Source organism: Bradyrhizobium sp. Ken01 (genome assembly GCF_055807355.1).
Genome location: NZ_JBVVPC010000031.1, coordinates 22,260 through 36,018, shown reverse-complemented (window position 1 = coordinate 36,018; position 13,759 = coordinate 22,260). Strand labels below are relative to the sequence as shown.

The following is a 13,759-nucleotide window of genomic DNA, read 5'->3' as shown; positions in this document are numbered from 1 at the left end:
ACGCGCGGAGAGATACCCCTCATCCGGCGCTTCGCGCCACCTTCTCCCACAGGGGGAGAAGGAAGCGCCCTACTTCACCACCCCGATCTCGCGAAAATACTTCATCACGCCGGGGTGGATCAGCTCGGGCTTCGGCGCGGCGGCGACCGTGTTTGCGGCCGTGGTCTCGCAGGCTTGCGCGAGCTGCTTGCAGAATGTCGGCTCGACGCCATGAAGCGTCTTCGCCAGCCGATAGGCGACGTCGTCAGGCAGATCTTCGCGGGTCAGCACAAAGCTCCAGGACCCCAGCGAGGCGATCGGCGCGGACTGGTTCGGATAGCTGCCGGCGGGCACGGTGAGCGGCTTGAGGAACGCGTGCTTGGCGCGGATGCGCGTGATGTCCTCGGCACTGGGCGCGATGAAGCGCGCGCCTGATCCGCTCGAGGCGACCGCGGCGAAGCCGGGCCAGCCGATGCCCGCGCCCCAGAGTGCTGCGACGCGGCCGTCCTCGACCATCGCGGGGCCGTCGCCGGCGCGGTCGAGATAGACGGCCTTGAAGTCCTCGTCCTGCTTCAGGCCGAGACCATCGAGCACGTAGCGCGCCAGGATCGGCAGGCCCGAGCCTTTTGCACCGAATGCGACCGGCTGTCCGACGAGATCGCGGATGGTCTTGTACGGACTGTCCGCGCGCACCACGAACATTCCAGGGTTGGAATAGATCGCCGTGAGAATCTTCAACCGGACCGGCGCGCGGCCGATGCCGGCGAAGGCTTCATAGGCCGGCTCGCCCGCGACCAGAGCGAGATCGAGCTCGCCCTTCTCCAAGAGCGGAATGTTCTCGTTGCTGCCCTTGGTGTTGCGCGGGGCGATGATCGTTTCCGGATCGGCCGCGTTCATCGCTTGCGCAAAGGCGTTGCCATAGAGCGGAAAGCCGCCGCCAGGCGTCGCGGTGCCCAGGCTGATCGTCAGGCCGGGTGTCGTGGTCGGAATGGCGTTGCCTCCGGTTTGAGCGGCGGCGGGGCTGACCAGCAGCGCCGCACCGAGAACAAGGGTGATCGCGAATCTCATGGTCGGTCCCGGCGGGGGCGCGTCAACATCGACTTGCGGCGATGTAGGCAGCGCCCCGATTTTGTGAAAGCATGCAGCCCAACGACAATAGAACAATGGGAGGCGTCATGTTGCGAATTTTGCGTAACAGTGTTTTCGGGCTGGTTTTCCTTTCAACGCTGTTGGGCGCCGCACCTCCCGCCTCCGCCGCTTATCCCGACCGTCCCGTGCACTGGCTCATCGGCTTCTCCGCCGGCGGCCCGGTCGACATCGTGGCGCGGATCATGGCGCAATGGCTGTCGGACCGCCTCGGCCAGCAGTTCATCGTCGAGAACCGCACCGGCTCCGGCGGCAACATCGCGGCCGCTGCCGCGATCACCTCACCGCCGGACGGCTACACGCTGCTGTTCGTCGCGCCCAACAACGCGATCTCGACCTCGCTCTACAAGAAGCTGCCGTTCGACTTTTTGCGCGACACCGTGCCGGTGGCGAGCATCATGCAGCTCACCAACATGCTGGTCGTCTCCAACGCGTTCCCGGCCAAGACGGTTCAGGAGTTCATCGACTACTGCAAGGCCAACCCCGGCAAGATCTCCTTTGCCTCGTCCGGCAACGGCACCTCGGTGCACATGTCGGCGGAGCTGTTCAAGGTGATGAGCAAGTGCGACATGGTGCACGTGCCCTATCGGGGATCTGCGATCGCCTTCCCCGACATCATCTCCAACAAGGTGCAGCTGATCTTCGACAACCTCCCCTCCGCGATGGAGCAGGCCAAGGGCGGCAATGTCCGCGCGCTCGGCGTCACCTCGCCGCAGCGCTGGCCGAGCGTGCCCGACGTGCCGGCGATCGCCGAGACGTTGCCCGGCTTCGAATCGGTCGGCTTCTACGGCATCTCCGCGCCGAAGGGCACGCCGGCCGACGTGATCGAGATCCTCAACAAGGCCGTCAACGAGGCGCTGAAGGACCCGAAGCTGGTCGCGCGCCTCACCGAGACCGGCGGCATCCCCAAGCCGATGACGCCGGCCGAGTTCGGCAAGCTGGTCACCGACGAGACCGAGAAGTGGCGCAAGGTGGTGGAGTTCGCCGGCGTGTCGGTGGACTAGGCCAGTGGAACTGCCGCGCGCCAACGCGACATCGGAGGGGATCGGAAGACCCCTCCAAACAAAAAATGCGAAAACAACCCCATGCACAGTAGAAAGATCTTGGGATTACAAGGGGTTATAGAATCGAAAGCACACCCCCTGGCGCGATTGCCAGAGGGCGGGGGCGAAGGCTCGGCGGGGGCGGGCTTGCGCCGTCGGGCAAAACAGGACTATAAGGGCATCATCGCCAATTTCGGTTATTCAAAAATATTAGACCTTGCCGCGTCGGCGGTTGCATCCGCCCGAGCCAGCATTGCACCCCCGCCTCCGTCCCTGTAAACGAACCGCGCACCGTTGCCGGCCGTGCCTCTCGCGGCCGCCTCGCGGCGGGGCCTGTAGCTCAATGGTTAGAGCCGGCCGCTCATAACGGTCTGGTTGCAGGTTCGAGTCCTGCCGGGCCCACCAGCCTTCGCTCGCGAAGCGAGCTTTGGCTCGGCAAGCCGGAGCCATAAATGACAAGCGAAGCGGGCGAAGGCTGCCGCGCCGAAGCCCAAAGGGCGAAGGTGGGCCCGCATTTGACAAGCTACCGGACGACTAATCCTGGCCCACGAGCGCAGGAATGAATCCTGCACCCGACGTCGGTTTGCTTCGGAAGAGCGAACGGGCATAAGCACTGTCCCGCAATTGGAAGTCAGCTAAGTTTCAGAGGTTCGGCGCCTCCTCGCCCACCCTTCGGCGCCAGAACGAGCCTGCTCGGAGTGCTTTATTTTGTCTTCTCCAATCCCTTTTCCAGATAAATACGATGGAAGAGGTTGATGACCCGATTGGTGTAAGCGTTGATGTCGTTAGCTGCTTCCAGCAAGCGCTCCCGCGTCGATGAGGCCTGCATCAACTCGAACTGGCCCTCGCCCTTTCGCTCATACATCCTCAGCGAGAATTTGTGATTGCCATTCCGATCGACTTCGAGATCCGCCCATCCATGGGACATGAACTTTCTAATGTCGTCAAAGTCGCCAAGCCCATCGCAGACCTCTTCCAATTCCTTCCTATAGGTCTCGAAGCCCTCCTTCTCGGCTATGCGCTTCGCAGCCTTGAGGCGCGACGCTATCAGGTAGGGAAACTTCAGCTCCAGCTTGACCGCGATGTCGGCGAGCAGGAATTCAACCTGAGAATACGACGTGATGATTCGCCCTCGCAGGTAAACGATGTCATCGATGAGCTTCTTCTGCTGTTCGGTCACGGCATCCGAATTTAACACGCTGCCTCCCGGCTATCGCCAAATCTACGGCACGGCGATCAGAACTCCAATAATGACTAATACAGACATCTTAAAATCCGAAGCAGTACCTTTCTGCAGCATCACTTTCGAGATTGAACCCCTCACCATATTCCTACGGAATGAACAGCCCGTTGCCGCCGGATGACTAACGAACATGAGCAATATCAACGCGCGGCACTCATCCGCCAACAGTGGTGCATTCCAAGAAAATATAGAGAGCCAATTTAGTACCGATACAACAGCAGGCAGACCACCACGACGGCCGCGGTGATCCCCGCCAAACCCTGGGCGCTAATTTTGATACCCCAAAAACTGATCTCGAATTTATGGTCGGACATGGCACAGCTCTCCATTAAGTTCTGAGAATCCGTGCCTTTCGGGGGTCGATTTATGTGGCCGACGATCTAACCAGTGGTCAAGGCTAAATCATCTGACAAGCGACCTATACACATTCCCCGAACTGGCATGAACTTCCACCAACCGGCATCTACTTGCTCGAACTCGCTTAAACCCGCTCGAACTTGCACGAACTTGCGAGTCAGTTATCCACAGAGACGTTCGAGAACCCGCCTCAGCCATTCCGCCCGCCTCGAAGCGAGAATTAAGTTCCCTGTGGTCGGAGTATTGCCCCTCGTAACACATTGATCGACGGGTACCACTTGCACGTCCACAAACGGGGGTGACCTAGCCGGGCTGATTACCCTTGATATCTGTTGTTTTGTTGTGATTTGCGCCGTGAGCGATTGGAAGTTGATGGCTCACCGTGCCACAATCTGTCCGACTCATTTCGGGCATAAAGGCGCGGCCCAGTGGCACTCAAAAAGAGAGCTAAAAGTATTCGACGGCGAAAACGGGAGCCCTTGGTTCACCGGCATCTCGAAAACGTTTCCCGAAATCTGCTCGAAAAACATCCCGAATTGGTGCGAGAGTTTATTGGACGTAATGCCGGAATTTACGCGCTCTTCCGAAAGGGAAAACTATACTATGTCGGACTTGCTACGGCGCTTCGCGGTCGCCTCAAAGCGCATGTAAAAAATCGCCACGGCAATTCGTGGGACAGCTTTTCAATTTACCTCACGATTAAGGACCAACACCTTCGAGAAATAGAAGCGCTTTTGTTGCGGATCGCAAAGCCGCCGGGTGCGCGGCAGAAGGGTAAGTTGGCGCAGTCTGTGGATATGCGACGACGCATCGCTCAAGCAATTCGTCGCAAGCAAACTAGCGAGGTTTCCTCCCTCTTTGGGAGGGGTACGGCTCCTATCGCTACGCAAACTACGGGCGTAGAGAATGACCTCACCAAACTCTTTCCGCAGGGCGCTCGCATCAAGGGCACTTTAAGAGACGAGGTTTTCCGCGCACGTGTCCGCAGAAATGGCACGGTTCGTTTTAGGAACGTTACTTATAAGTCATTGTCTCTAGCCGCAAAGGCTGCCATCAAACGGCCCACGAACGGTTGGTGGTTTTGGCAGATCGAACGGGGACGCGGAAACTGGGTGCGGCTCACCAAAATTCGTAAGGCTGGAACGCCTGTGTACGTCCGTTGAGGATTACGGTGACAGCGCCCTCAACGACTGCAACCAATTTCTTGCTTTCAGAGAATTAGGTACACTGTCACCGTGATACTTGTTTAAATATCGCAATTCGGTCAGCGTTTCGACGAAAGGCTTTGTTCAGAACGGCTTTTTAGGAATACAATCTAACGTAGTCTTGATGTCCCCCTGACTTCGGTCGCCCGATGAAATTTGAAGACGCCATGAGAAAAGTTGCCAAGCGCGCAGCACGCGGCAGCAACCTTAGCATGGGTAAGCTTTCGTTGGGGCTCATCAAGCATGAGGACGATCTCACGCCAGCGCTCGCCATGGCTATCGAGTATGAAGTCAACGACTACAAAGCCGGCGGGGTCACTTGGAACGCGGCCGTCCTGACACATCGGAAAAGTGGTGAGGAAAAAACTTACGGCGCCGATCTCTTAATCCACGTCAAACTCGATACTCCCCAATACAAATATTCCAAAGGCGTCCTCGTGCAAGCTAAGCGAATTGGACCTGGCACAGCGATGTCGCCCACGCCGCACAAAGAGCTGGTTGGTCAGTGCAACAAAATGCTCGGACATTCGGCCGCATCGTTTGTTTTCGCTTATGACCCGAAGGGACTGCGCAGCGTCCGCCACTAAAATCGCGGGAGCTACTGATCGTACTTTGTATGATCAATGCAGTTGGACGGCATACCGTTTTTTTCTCGAACTTTTTCGTTGCCCCGTCGGTGACCTCACGATCAACAGCGCGAATGTGGATGACCTCGCGGCCCATACCCTCGCTATGAAGGGCAAAGGCAATCTCGACCCGGACCGCCACGAGGAGGACGACGAAGATTGAACGGGAGTTGCAGTGATAGTGAACTCAACCGCGCCTGCTTCGCGAATTTGGATTCTAGCACGTTGACGGCACTTTCAACGTAGTTAGCCTTAAACCGGTAAAACGGACTCACGGATTGCGCCCCAGGAATCCGCCGCGAGCATCTTGCTCGAGCTACAACCCTCAAGACAAGAGGCGCCAGAACCGATAGGTTCGGCGCTTGAGTACGCCGATGGGGGGGGCATGGACGTGCTAACCGCTACTTTTGACATGGCCGCCCATGCGCGCGGCGGTGGTCACTATACGAGTTCGTGTCACTACAATTGCGGCTGGAACATGCTCACAGCCTTATCGCTGTTCGTCCTCGTGCCCTGTCTTTGGATAATGGCGAAGACTTCCTTGACTGGCATCAAATCGCTCAAGGATGTCGGTCTGGCCGCTGGTGTGCTCGCCTTCTGTACGCTCGTTATCGGGGCATCAATCTTTCTCGGTCCCGTCGTCGTGATTCTAATCATCCTCTTCGGCGGCTTCATTATCATAAGCACACTAAGCGCTTGGAAGGAGGATAAAAAGAAAAAGCAAGAGAAGGGGAATCGATAGTGGATTGCCCGGCTATTCCGCGCGGCGATGATTGGCGAGAACGTACAAGAGGCCTTTTGCCGGCACCAATCGTTCAGTTCGTTGGTGACGCGCGCAATGGTCGCTTAGGAATTATGTGGAAGTAGCATATCGGGGCGTTCATTTGTCGGGTCAAAAGCATCACCATGTCTCTGAGTCTTATCTGAAACAGTGGGCGGGTCCCGATGGCCGCCTGTGCAAGTATGCGCGCCCCTTTGCGATAGCAGAAAACAGCTCTTTCGAGATCTTGCACTCGATCGTCTGACGCGATTTCTTGTTACTTTTTTCCATGCGACAAGCTGTAACACGCCGCGCCGTGCTCATGTTAGCTTTCGATTCTGCATGCGTCTTATCGACGAGCCTCTACGCTGAGCATGAACTCGCCAGCGAACGTTGCTTGCTGCCGATCTCGTACCGCAATCTGTATTGCTCAACTTCAGAACGAGTCCACGTTGCGCCAGCCCGTCGTTGCCATTCATTTTTGGCAACTCCGATTGCAGGCTTCGGAGCCTCAGCGTCTTGGGACAGTCCGGGGAATAGAGGGTTTAGGTATGTTACCAACTTGTCAACGCACCAGGGGGACGGGCAGCGCAACTAGAGCACGGCGCATCCAACCCGTTTGATCCAGATGCAAATGCGCTCCTTTCCTCGGACAGCACTGCGTTGCTGATAGAGCGGCCTTAGGTGTTCCTGCGAAGGAACGCGCCCCCGCATAGCGTTCCGTTTTTGAAATCACAAAGAGCATCGGGTTGCGGAAGAGAGTGCTTCCGGCCCTCATCAACCTGCGGTATGGTGCCCCAGGGGGCGGAATGTTCGAGTGGTTTAAGAGTTTCTTTCTAAGATACTTGCGATTTTTGATAGCCGTTGGCGGGTTGGGAGCAACTGTCAGCTGGCTGTTCGGTTATCAGCAAGAAGTCCAAGCGTGGCTTGCAGAAAATCGCGGCATTATGACCGTGGTACTGATGCTATCTATGATTACATACGCGATGTTCCATTGGTTGGACACTTCGGAGTAGCAATGCCAATTCCCATAGTAGTATTGCTGGCAGTTTTGCTTGGTTACCCCGCGGTGCAGTTGTTTGCAGCAATGATCGCGCGTCCGAAAAAACGTGAGCTTGCGCGCCTAGTCAGCGAAATTAAAGCTGATCCCCGTTATTCCAAAGAAGATCTCAGAATTCTCGAATGGGCTTCATCGCCCGAGCAAATGCCGTTCGTTGCTAATATGGTTATTCCATTCTTGGCCCCCGTCGCGGCCATGTCCGCAACCATAGAGGTTCTTCGGGAATCGACGAGTCCAATCGATATTAGAGCACTTGATAGAGTTCAGCTTGAGTCTCTTAAGAAACTCGCTGAGCTTCATGAAACAGGAGGGTCCGCCAATCCGATGTGGCAAGATCCCCGCCTACCAGAGGTACTGTCTCGTTGTTCGACTATAGAGATGTTGCGGGTACCTTTGACTTTGGCGTTGTCAGCCCTAACGATCCTTGGCGCTATTCCCCTTCTTATGATGATTGTCGGAGTGAAAGCGTCTTTTTCCGTAGAGGCTTTTATAAAACAGACCTTGCGGCGGGCCTTTACAGCAATCCACTTTGGAACTGAGGGTATAACCTTTCGGTAGGCCTCTTTGAGCAAGACTCGGTGCGGATGGTGAGAACGACTTTTGATCTACGAAAGGAATGAGAATGTCTGGCGACAAAGCAAAAGCAATCGCCGAAATCAATCTACAGTTGGCGGCGGGTCGCTGGCCGTCCGCTATGCTGGAGTGGTTGAGAGTGGTCGAGAAGCGAGAACGTGAGTTTGGCTTTTAAGGTCGCGGGCGATTTGGCCCCTTTATGGGGATCACCTGCCCCGGTCCCATTGGGCCGGTATGATCCTCGCGCGGATCATCGCCGGGGGCTCCCCCTTCGATAAATGGTTATTCACTCGACCTTTTCGAGTCCGTAAACAATATACCATCAGGCGCTCCATCAGCGACGCTCCGCCCAACGGGAATTCTCGACGGGGCGATTCATCATCATTCCGGTCACTGGCGTCCTACGGCACGGGTTTAGTCTCGCAGCTCGGTGTACTCGCAATATGGTACGTTGCGGCATTCGTCCACGCCAGATCGAGAGCGAACCCATCGTTTATACTAAGAACGCCATCCTGATCGTTTTCTTTGATGAGGCGGATAGCGCGGTTGGCCTTCATAAGGCTCCGTTGCCCACTAGGCGGCCTCAGAGAATGCCACACGCCAAGTCAATTCTGCTCCCAGAATTGACTTGGGAATTACGATACAGTGCACTCAATAGCTCCGACCGCTTTCGCTGGTTCGAAGGCATCTGATAAGTGCACTCGATGTATTGGCTCGAAAGCTCACGATTAAATGCACTGTCATCGCAATCTGTAAACGAACCGCGCCCCGTTGCCGGCCGCGCCTCGCGGCCGTCTCGCGGCGGGGCCTGTAGCTCGATGGTTAGAGCCAGCCGCTCATAACTGTCAGGTTGCTGGTTCGAGTCCTGCCGGGCCCACCAGCCTTCGCTCGCTTCGCGAGCTTCGGCTAGGCAAGCCGGAGCCACAAATGGCAAGCGAAGCGGGCGAAGGCTGTCGCGCCGAAGCCCAACGGGCAAAGGCGGGTCTAAAATCATTCATTTGGACCTTCACCAAAATTTCCGGTGGACCGGCTGATTTTGTTGGTGCCAGCCATAGTCAGGATCACCACACTCCCCGCTGCGACGCGATGTCCGCGAGCGCATCCGGCGGCGGACGCGTGGCGCCGCTTCGGCCTCTCTCATGTCAGGACTGAACATGCGAAAGCTTCTGGCGATATTGCTGATCTCGTGCTGGGCCAGTTTGGCTTACGCACAAAAGGCCGACCTCATTGTCACGAACGCAAAGCTCGTGACGCTCGATCCCGCATCGACGATCGCGCAGGCTCTCGCCGTCCGCGACGGCAGGATCGTCGCAATTGGCGGCAACGATGCCATGGAAGGCCTGATCGGGCCCGCGACGCGCCGTGTCGACGCGGGTGGACGCACACTCATTCCGGGATTGATCGATTCCCATATTCACGCCGTGCGCGCCGGCCTCACCTACGCGACCGAGGTCAACTGGATCGGCGCAAAGACTATCCCCGAGGCCATGGAACGCTTGCGCCAGGCGGCAAAGGCACGCCCGGCGTCCTGGATCATCGTGGCCGGTGGCTGGAGCGAATTGCAATTTGCGGAGAAGCGGCGGCCAACGCTCGCCGAAGTGATGTCGGCCGTTCCCGACAATCCGGCTTACATCCAGCTTTTCTATTCGGCGGTGCTGATGACGCCCAAAGCGCAACAAGCCCTCGGGATCTCCGCGGATCAGCTGCCGGCCGGTATCACTGCCGCGTCGGGCGACGCCACGGGCTGGCTCAACGGCTCCATTGTCAGTATCTCCGCGCTGTTCGATCGGCTGCCGAGGCCGACTTTCGAAGAGAATGTCGCCGGGACCCGGCAGTTCTTCACGGAGCTCAATCGTCTCGGCGTGACCGGGATCGTGGATCCTGGCGGCTTCAGCATTTATCCCAGCCATTACGCCGCCCTGCAAAAGCTCTGGCGAGACAAATCGCTGTCGGTTCGGGTTGCCTTCAGCCTGTTCGCCCAGAATGTCGGCGCGGAATTCGAGGAGTACAAGTCTCTCACGCCGTTCCTGCCGATGGGATTCGGCGACGACATGCTGCGGTTCAATGGACTAGGCGAGCGGATCACCGGCGCCATGTACAACAACAACGCGCCCGACGCGGCCGCCAAGGACAAGTTTCGCGAGATCATTCGCTGGGCGGCCAAACAAGGGCTGACGGTCACCATCCACTGGCAGGAAGACAAATCGGTCCATCACCTCCTGGACCTCTATGACGAGGTCAACAAGGAGACGCCGCTCGCGCCGTTGCGCTGGTCCATCGCCCATCTCGACAACACCTCGCCCGAGACGCTGGCGCGCATGAAAGCCCTTGGCGTCGGCTGGACCATGCAGGACGCGATGTATCTCGGAGGCGACCGTATCGTGGCGCAGGCCGGCGAAGCTGCGCGCAGCATGCCGCCCATCGTCACGGCGTTGCGCATGGGGGTCCATGTCGGGGCCGGCACGGATGCGCATCGGGTCGCATCCTACAATCCGTTCGTGGCGCTGCAATGGATGCTCGACGGCAAGACCGTCGGCGGACTGTCGACGCGCGGCCCGGACGAAACACCCAGCCGCGAAGATGCCTTGCGCCTCTACACCGTGGGAAGCGCGTGGTTCTGCTTCGACGAGACGCGGCGCGGCACGCTGGAGACCGGCAAGTTCGCCGACTTCGCCATCCTCGATCGGGATTTCATGTCCGTCCCCGTCGAGCAAATTGGCGCCACATCGTCTCTGCTGACGGTCGTGGGCGGCAAGGTCGTCTACGCAGCGGATGCTTTCTCGGCCGTTAAATAGGAGCTGGAGGGCGACCGTGCTGCTCTCACGAAATCTCGGCCTGTTGCCCATTGCAGCGACATGCTCTCGGCCCACACATGCAGCTTCGGCGGCCGAGCCGGATGGCATACCAATCTCGCCGCCTGCTATCCCTGCGGCATCGATATGGTGATTGTGCACTCAGTGAGCCCGCCCCCTTTTGGGCTACGAAGACTTTGAATTAAGTGCACTGTCACCGTAATCCTTTATTGCAGACGCGAATGAAAATCTACGCACCACGACGAGACGTGCTCACCTCGTGCGCGGCTGCCTTTTTGAAGCTGTGACGGCGAGACCATCGCCGAAAACGCACATAGACCCCCGCGGCATACCGGCCCATATTACCCAGGCATCACTTTGTTCGACGAGCAAGGGAGCCACCGCATGTACGCCAACATTCTCTTGAGCACGGACGGATCGGACGTCGCGACGAAGGGCGTTGAGCATGGCATTGCCCTGGCGAAGGCCTTGAACGCCAGGCTGACGATCATCACTGTCACGGAAGCACTGCCGATCGACTTTGGGGGCGGACACGACTCGGGATGGATTCCGACGCAGGACGAGATCGATAGCTTTGACGCGGCCTGCAAGGTCCGCGCGGGCAAGGTGCTCGATCAAGCGCGCGCGATGTCGGAGCAGATCGGCGCGCCTGCAGAATTCTTGCACGTTCCGAATGCGCACCCGGCGACTGCGATCATTGAAACAGCCAAGCTCGGGGGATACGACCTGATCGTCATGGCCTCTCATGGACGACGCGGCCTCAGGAAGCTGTTTTTGGGCAGCCAGACATCCGAGGTCCTGGTGGACGGCAGCGTCCCGGTGCTGGTGGTGCCGAAGCCGGCATCAGTGTAGGGATTATTGGCACCACTCAGCTGATCCGCTGAACGACCGCACAAGACCGCTCTCCCGCGGCAGGAGCCATCCATGACCAGTGAAAAAGGCCCGAACATCAAGAAGAAGCAGAAATGCAAGAACTGCGAGGGCAAAGGCCTGCTCAAGAAGGGCGACAAGGTGGTGAAGTGCCAGCGCTGCAAGGGCACGGGCGTGCGGTGATGATGAGGTGATGACCTCCCCCGCCCCGCTAGTTCGCGCAGACCCCGCCGGCGAAGTGCTTCTCGACGATGTACTTCGAATGCACCACGATCGGCTCGACCAGTTCGAAGTCGGTGGCGCCGCCGACGTAGAACGTCCGGTCGGCGCCCTGCATGCGGGCAAGGTCGGCGTAGATGCCGGTCTTGATCTGGTCCGGCGTGAAGTGCTGGAAGTAGGTGAACTCGTCGAAGGTGTGCCAGCGCGGCTGGCTGGTGTCGATGGTGCCGCCGAGCAGCTTGGTCAGGCGCTTGACCTCCCCGATGACCTCTTCGCCGGTCTGCTTGTCCCTGGGGCGCGTGTAGAACTGCGTGAACATGTTGCCGCTGTCCTGAAACTGCCGCGCGACCGCCCACGGCGTGCCCTGTTCGGTGAGCGGCAGCACCGGCGCAACCGGCGCATCCATCTTCATGTCGATCCAGAACGTCGTCATGCAGTACGGATTGAACTTGATCTCGTGATTCACGTTCTGCTCCGCGGCATTGGGAGCAAGGCCGAGCTGCGCGAACACGTCCTTTGTCAACGGACAGGCGAGCACCAGATAATCATAGAGCTTGCTGTCCTTGACGATCTTGAGCTCGTTCAGGTCCTGCTCGGGATACTCCATGTCGATCCGGATGCCGGCCGCCGAGCGCTCGATTTTGGTAATGTTGACGTTGAGCCGGACGTTGAGGCGCCAGGACACCCGCTCCCACAGCCGCTGAAACCCGTCGGTGAAGCGCCGCGGCCAGCTCCCGATGATCCAGTTGACCGGGCCGAGCCCGAACACCATCGGAAAGAACGTCCGGACGGACATGTAGCGCAGCGCGTAGGGCGTCGCGATGTCGTCGAGCTGGCCGTAGCCCATGATCGTGATCGGAAACTGGAACAGCGTTGCCAGCGGCATCAGATCCTGTCTTGCAAGCCAGGACTTGAAGTCGACGCAGAGCTCGGGGCGCTCGTGGATCTTGTCGAGATAGTCCGGCGCGTCGATGACGCCGCTGAGCTGCCACCGGACATAGAGGTATCGAACCGCCGCCCAGAGGAAGGTCCACAACGAGATCGTGGACTTGGTGTAGGGGTCGTAGAGCACGGCCTCCTTGAGCGATCGGTAGGTGAAGCTGTTGCCATCCGGCGCGATGTCGATCGAGGTATAAGGCTCCTCGGCATAGGTGGTCGCGCCGACCTCTGCCGCGATCTCCAGCGTTTCCTGGTAGGCCCAGGTGACGTAGTTGGCACCGAGGTCATAGCTCATGCCGTCGACGGTGAGGCTCTTGCAGAGCCCGCCGATCTGGCCGAGCTTCTCGAGCACCGTGACGTTGTGAAACCCGTTCTTCGACAGGAACCATGCGGTCGACAGGCCCGCCGGGCCCGCGCCGATGATTGCAATGGTCGCGTGGCAGTCGACTGCGTCGATGCGGGTCATGAGGTTTCCTGGATGAAGCGCGGATGTGTCGGGCCGATCCCGGGACGATGACGCCGTGACGCGGCGGCATCGTTCAACTTGAGATCGACCATGAGCCGACATGCATACTGCTGGTTTTCCAGCGGCCGCGCAAGCTCTGGTTGTGATAAATTCCCGCCATCCCGCAAGTGGAGCCGTCTCGGCGAGTGCAACCTCGATTGGCACTTCCTGCGGCAAGGCGCGTTGCGGTCTTTTCGAGGGAGCTGCAGATGACCAAGACCGACACGCAAGGCGTAAAGACCGGGACATCGCCGACGGGTTCGGCGGCGCTCAACCCCGGCGATGAAGCCCCGCCGGGAACGACGGGTACGGGCGAAGATGTGTGCCCCGATTGCCATGGCAAGGGGCGGATCGACGGCGCGCCCTGCGCGACGTGCGGCGGCAGCGGGACCGTGATCCGGGCCGTCGGCGGGGCGTGAGC

At 58.8% G+C, this 13,759-nt stretch carries 13 protein-coding genes and 1 tRNA gene; 11 read left to right on the top strand and 3 right to left on the bottom strand.

The annotated features are described in order from the left end of the window. Positions 1-69: 69 nt before the first annotated feature. A complete protein-coding gene (locus AC0L3S_RS26280; protein WP_473282233.1) occupies positions 70-1,047 on the bottom strand; it encodes a TAXI family TRAP transporter solute-binding subunit in 978 nt (325 codons plus the stop codon). 107 nt (positions 1,048-1,154) lie between these two features. Here AC0L3S_RS26280 and AC0L3S_RS26275 point away from each other — a divergent pair, with 107 nt between their 5' ends. After that, a complete protein-coding gene (locus AC0L3S_RS26275) occupies positions 1,155-2,129 on the top strand; it encodes a Bug family tripartite tricarboxylate transporter substrate binding protein (protein ID WP_473282231.1) in 975 nt (324 codons plus the stop codon). A gap of 368 nt (positions 2,130-2,497) precedes the next feature. After that, positions 2,498-2,573, top strand: a tRNA-Ile gene (locus tag AC0L3S_RS26270). A 298-nt stretch (positions 2,574-2,871) separates the two neighbouring features. Here AC0L3S_RS26270 and AC0L3S_RS26265 read toward each other — a convergent pair. Continuing rightward, positions 2,872-3,366, bottom strand: coding sequence for a hypothetical protein (locus tag AC0L3S_RS26265; RefSeq protein WP_473282229.1), 495 nt, complete (start codon positions 3,364-3,366; stop codon positions 2,872-2,874). Positions 3,367-4,196: 830 nt separating this feature from the next. On the opposite strand from AC0L3S_RS26265, the gene AC0L3S_RS26260 reads away from it, so the two are divergent. The 8 genes from AC0L3S_RS26260 to AC0L3S_RS26225 all read left to right on the top strand — a co-directional run bounded on the left by AC0L3S_RS26260 (position 4,197) and on the right by AC0L3S_RS26225 (position 11,858). Continuing rightward, on the top strand, positions 4,197-4,931 hold the full coding sequence (locus AC0L3S_RS26260; RefSeq protein WP_473282227.1) for a GIY-YIG nuclease family protein: 735 nt from the start codon (positions 4,197-4,199) through the stop codon (positions 4,929-4,931). 191 nt (positions 4,932-5,122) lie between these two features. Then, on the top strand, positions 5,123-5,560 hold the full coding sequence (locus AC0L3S_RS26255; RefSeq protein ID WP_473282225.1) for a hypothetical protein: 438 nt from the start codon (positions 5,123-5,125) through the stop codon (positions 5,558-5,560). Positions 5,561-5,984: 424 nt separating this feature from the next. Then, on the top strand, positions 5,985-6,341 hold the full coding sequence (locus tag AC0L3S_RS26250) for a hypothetical protein (RefSeq protein WP_473282223.1): 357 nt from the start codon (positions 5,985-5,987) through the stop codon (positions 6,339-6,341). 1,036 nt (positions 6,342-7,377) lie between these two features. Beyond that, positions 7,378-7,977 carry a hypothetical protein gene (locus tag AC0L3S_RS26245; RefSeq protein ID WP_473282221.1) on the top strand — a complete coding sequence of 200 codons (600 nt, stop codon included), beginning with the start codon at positions 7,378-7,380 and terminating at the stop codon, positions 7,975-7,977. Positions 7,978-8,041: 64 nt separating this feature from the next. After that, the gene (locus AC0L3S_RS26240; protein WP_473282219.1) at positions 8,042-8,167 is read left to right on the top strand and encodes a hypothetical protein; all 126 of its coding nucleotides are present in this window, start codon (positions 8,042-8,044) and stop codon (positions 8,165-8,167) included. Positions 8,168-9,146: 979 nt separating this feature from the next. After that, positions 9,147-10,787: an amidohydrolase gene (locus AC0L3S_RS26235; RefSeq protein ID WP_473282217.1), complete on the top strand. Its 1,641-nt coding sequence runs from the start codon at positions 9,147-9,149 to the stop codon at positions 10,785-10,787. 402 nt (positions 10,788-11,189) lie between these two features. Beyond that, positions 11,190-11,657, top strand: a complete 468-nt coding sequence (locus AC0L3S_RS26230; protein WP_473282215.1) for a universal stress protein — start codon at positions 11,190-11,192, stop codon at positions 11,655-11,657. A 72-nt stretch (positions 11,658-11,729) separates the two neighbouring features. Then, positions 11,730-11,858 (top strand): hypothetical protein, encoded by a 129-nt coding sequence (locus AC0L3S_RS26225; RefSeq protein ID WP_007600646.1) that lies wholly within the window; start codon positions 11,730-11,732, stop codon positions 11,856-11,858. A 28-nt stretch (positions 11,859-11,886) separates the two neighbouring features. Here the strand turns inward: AC0L3S_RS26225 and AC0L3S_RS26220 are convergent, their stop codons facing one another. Next, complete coding sequence (locus tag AC0L3S_RS26220; RefSeq protein ID WP_473282213.1) at positions 11,887-13,299, bottom strand: FAD-dependent oxidoreductase; 1,413 nt, start codon at positions 13,297-13,299, stop codon at positions 11,887-11,889. 248 nt (positions 13,300-13,547) lie between these two features. Between AC0L3S_RS26220 and AC0L3S_RS26215 the strand changes: the two genes are divergently transcribed. Then, entirely contained in the window at positions 13,548-13,757 is a 210-nt protein-coding gene (locus AC0L3S_RS26215) for a hypothetical protein (protein ID WP_473282211.1), read from the top strand. Positions 13,758-13,759: the final 2 nt, after the last annotated feature.

Coding starts and splice junctions, on each gene's coding strand:
- AC0L3S_RS26230 (WP_473282215.1), top strand. CDS start 11,190: ATGTACGCCAACATTCTCTTGAGCACGGACGGATCGGACGTCGCGACG.
- AC0L3S_RS26235 (WP_473282217.1), top strand. CDS start 9,147: ATGCGAAAGCTTCTGGCGATATTGCTGATCTCGTGCTGGGCCAGTTTG.
- AC0L3S_RS26275 (WP_473282231.1), top strand. CDS start 1,155: ATGTTGCGAATTTTGCGTAACAGTGTTTTCGGGCTGGTTTTCCTTTCA.
- AC0L3S_RS26220 (WP_473282213.1), bottom strand. CDS start 13,299: ATGACCCGCATCGACGCAGTCGACTGCCACGCGACCATTGCAATCATC.
- AC0L3S_RS26280 (WP_473282233.1), bottom strand. CDS start 1,047: ATGAGATTCGCGATCACCCTTGTTCTCGGTGCGGCGCTGCTGGTCAGC.
- AC0L3S_RS26250 (WP_473282223.1), top strand. CDS start 5,985: ATGGACGTGCTAACCGCTACTTTTGACATGGCCGCCCATGCGCGCGGC.
- AC0L3S_RS26225 (WP_007600646.1), top strand. CDS start 11,730: ATGACCAGTGAAAAAGGCCCGAACATCAAGAAGAAGCAGAAATGCAAG.
- AC0L3S_RS26255 (WP_473282225.1), top strand. CDS start 5,123: ATGAAATTTGAAGACGCCATGAGAAAAGTTGCCAAGCGCGCAGCACGC.
- AC0L3S_RS26245 (WP_473282221.1), top strand. CDS start 7,378: ATGCCAATTCCCATAGTAGTATTGCTGGCAGTTTTGCTTGGTTACCCC.
- AC0L3S_RS26240 (WP_473282219.1), top strand. CDS start 8,042: ATGTCTGGCGACAAAGCAAAAGCAATCGCCGAAATCAATCTACAGTTG.
- AC0L3S_RS26215 (WP_473282211.1), top strand. CDS start 13,548: ATGACCAAGACCGACACGCAAGGCGTAAAGACCGGGACATCGCCGACG.